General features: G+C 38.6%; 5 protein-coding genes. 2 read left to right on the plus strand and 3 right to left on the minus strand.

Going from position 1 to position 2,321, the window contains the following annotated elements; genetic code table 11:
- Positions 1 to 17 precede the first annotated feature (17 nt).
- From BCT11_RS27570 to BCT11_RS27585, 3 genes are all read right to left on the minus strand, one after another.
- Positions 18 to 788: a hypothetical protein gene (locus BCT11_RS27570; RefSeq protein ID WP_102389997.1), complete on the minus strand. Its 771-nt coding sequence runs from the start codon at positions 786 to 788 to the stop codon at positions 18 to 20.
- A gap of 130 nt (positions 789 to 918) precedes the next feature.
- Positions 919 to 1,164, minus strand: a complete 246-nt coding sequence (locus BCT11_RS27580; RefSeq protein ID WP_025523863.1) for a DUF2442 domain-containing protein — start codon at positions 1,162 to 1,164, stop codon at positions 919 to 921.
- A complete protein-coding gene (locus BCT11_RS27585; protein ID WP_102389999.1) occupies positions 1,142 to 1,462 on the minus strand; it encodes a DUF4160 domain-containing protein in 321 nt (106 codons plus the stop codon). The genes BCT11_RS27580 and BCT11_RS27585 overlap by 23 nt, the downstream gene beginning before the upstream one ends.
- Positions 1,463 to 1,741: 279 nt before the next feature.
- Between BCT11_RS27585 and BCT11_RS27590 the strand changes: the two genes are divergently transcribed.
- Together BCT11_RS27590 and BCT11_RS27595 are read left to right on the plus strand one after the other, a co-directional pair.
- Entirely contained in the window at positions 1,742 to 1,987 is a 246-nt protein-coding gene (locus BCT11_RS27590; RefSeq protein WP_026050326.1) for a type II toxin-antitoxin system CcdA family antitoxin, read from the plus strand.
- On the plus strand, positions 1,987 to 2,304 hold the full coding sequence (locus BCT11_RS27595) for a CcdB family protein (protein WP_102390000.1): 318 nt from the start codon (positions 1,987 to 1,989) through the stop codon (positions 2,302 to 2,304). Before BCT11_RS27590 ends, BCT11_RS27595 begins: the two co-directional genes overlap by 1 nt.
- The last annotated feature ends 17 nt before the right edge of the window (positions 2,305 to 2,321 follow it).

Below are 2,321 nucleotides of genomic sequence, written 5' to 3' on the forward strand. Positions count from 1 at the left end.
CCCTCTTGAACAGTTTGTTAAGTGCCGTCCGACTCAGTTTCAAACTTCACGGCATGCTTAACATGTCCGGTAACGACTTTTTGACACTTGTAATATGCCGAGACAATGTAAGAAAATTCATGAGTAAACAAACTTTCTTTAGGTGGCCACTCACTTAGTTTATCCATATTTTCAAATATGAAGATTTCTTCCAAATCTGTATACAAATCTAGTTCTTGGTGATCCATATAAGCCAAGAATGGGATTAACTTAGTTTTTAGGCTTTCAATTTCTGCTGAGGCTTTAATCACTTCATCGAGGTAAGTATGGGTGCCCCAAGGGCCCTCACTTTCCACTTTAGACATTAACGAGAGAACATTTATCCTATCTATTTTTTCATTATATTCATCTGGCAAACCTGAAGATGCGTCAACCTCAATGCCGATAGCATTGACAAAATTTGATGTAATGGTCCGTAGCTGAGTTTGAAGACGCGCAAAGAGTATTGAAGTCTTCGTTTTAACTATGAGCTGCTTTTTCCTTTGTGGGTAGTAAACAACCAGTATGTAGAATATGGCACTTACCAGATAACCAATAGATAAGTCCCCAGCAACGACCTTGTAATAGTTTACAATGTTAACATTCCAGCCAAACAAAACAGGCATATCTTGAGATATCTGGCAAAGCACAACAACCAGAATACAAGCTAATATAATGTAGTTAACTATTTTGTTTTCTTTATGGTAGGTAACAACTTCATCGTACAACTTTTTATTTAACACTTTTTCCTCGATATCTAATTCAGGCACTTAACGCCCTGTTAAGGTGTGAGCAACGCAATACTGGAGCCGCCGCATGCCATCTTAAACGCTAAACGCAACGCATAGCAAAAATGCCAAGCGTTGCGAATCACTCTTAAACAGTTTGTTAGAAGCACTATTACAATTTGTTTTGGTATAGATCACCGATAGGAAAAATCATTGTGTAATCATCCCAGTTTAGATTCCCATCAAGTAGGTCAAACTTCAAAAAGTGAGAAACGTCTTTATACACATCATAGTCTGGGTGACCATTACCAAAAATAAATGGTGCGAAGTCCACGATTGAAATATGACTATCACTAAACTCGATTTCTAATATGTGACCAGTAAGATGCGTTGCTCTAACCACCGATAACTCTGACATTTTTAACCTTCTTCGTAATTATCATTGGACTTACATGTTTCTTCTTTACAAAGTAGTCTATCCACTTATCCACTATATCTTCCGCATAACAGTGAACAAAGTCTTGAAACTCTCGCTTCTTCTTAGACTCTAACCCAGTCCCCTTATCTTTGACTACAACTCTTGTTATACGTCCATTCTTTAGGTGAATTTCCGCCTTAGATTCTTTACCTTGAAACTTACCATGTATGTGAATCGGCTCATGCTCATTGCTGTAAAAAAATAGAACTATCCCTAAGTACTCATAAATTTTTGGCATATACACCTCCTTAACATAGAGGTGCATCATTGTGCATATATACCAATTAAGAGTTTGATTAAAGAATGAACGTTTGAATTCTTAGAGCTGTGCCAGTGCTTATAACGCCCAATTAAGGTGTGAGCCACGCTACCACTGCACTCAACTTAGACGCCGTAAACACTAAACTAAACCCAAACTAAAAATGCCAAGCGTGGCGAATCACTCTTAAATTGTTTGTTATATGCCTTTCGTGCGCCTATACTTAATGCGCACCATAAATACGCATAGGTAATTGTCATGAGAAACGCATATAGTACGCAAGCACCCAAGAAGGCTGCAAACTTAAGCTTAAATAGCGAGTTACTCGCTGAAGCTAAGCGCCTAAACATAAACCTCTCGGCAACAATGGAAAAAGCCCTTGAAAAAGAAGTAAATCAGCGCCGTAAGACTGAGTGGTTAGAGCAAAATGCAGATGCTATCAACGCTTGCAATGAACTAACCGAAAATCACGGTCTATTTTCTGATTCTTACCGAGTATTCTAATGTCACAGTTTTCACTATACCAAAATAACGATAAAAGCACTGCTACCGCTTACCCATACTTTGTTGATGTTCAAAGTGAAATGCTTGATACACTGAATACCCGACTAGTGATTCCATTAACACCGGTTGAAATGTTAGAGAAGAAAGCCCCTACTCACCTATGCCCAGTGATCCACATTGATGAAGGTGACTTCGTAATCCTAACTCACCAAATGGCGAGTGTACCAACCAAGATCTTGCGTGATTCGGTAAATGATTTAAGCACTTTTAGAAACGAGATTATTGCTGCTATCGACTTCCTGATTACTGGCATATAACGCGCAGTTAAGGTGTG

The organism is Vibrio sp. 10N.222.52.B12 (assembly GCF_002875385.1).
GTDB lineage: Bacteria > Pseudomonadota > Gammaproteobacteria > Enterobacterales > Vibrionaceae > Vibrio > Vibrio jasicida.

Coding starts and splice junctions, on each gene's coding strand:
- BCT11_RS27585 (WP_102389999.1), bottom strand. CDS start 1,462: ATGCCAAAAATTTATGAGTACTTAGGGATAGTTCTATTTTTTTACAGC.
- BCT11_RS27595 (WP_102390000.1), top strand. CDS start 1,987: ATGTCACAGTTTTCACTATACCAAAATAACGATAAAAGCACTGCTACC.
- BCT11_RS27580 (WP_025523863.1), bottom strand. CDS start 1,164: ATGTCAGAGTTATCGGTGGTTAGAGCAACGCATCTTACTGGTCACATA.
- BCT11_RS27590 (WP_026050326.1), top strand. CDS start 1,742: ATGAGAAACGCATATAGTACGCAAGCACCCAAGAAGGCTGCAAACTTA.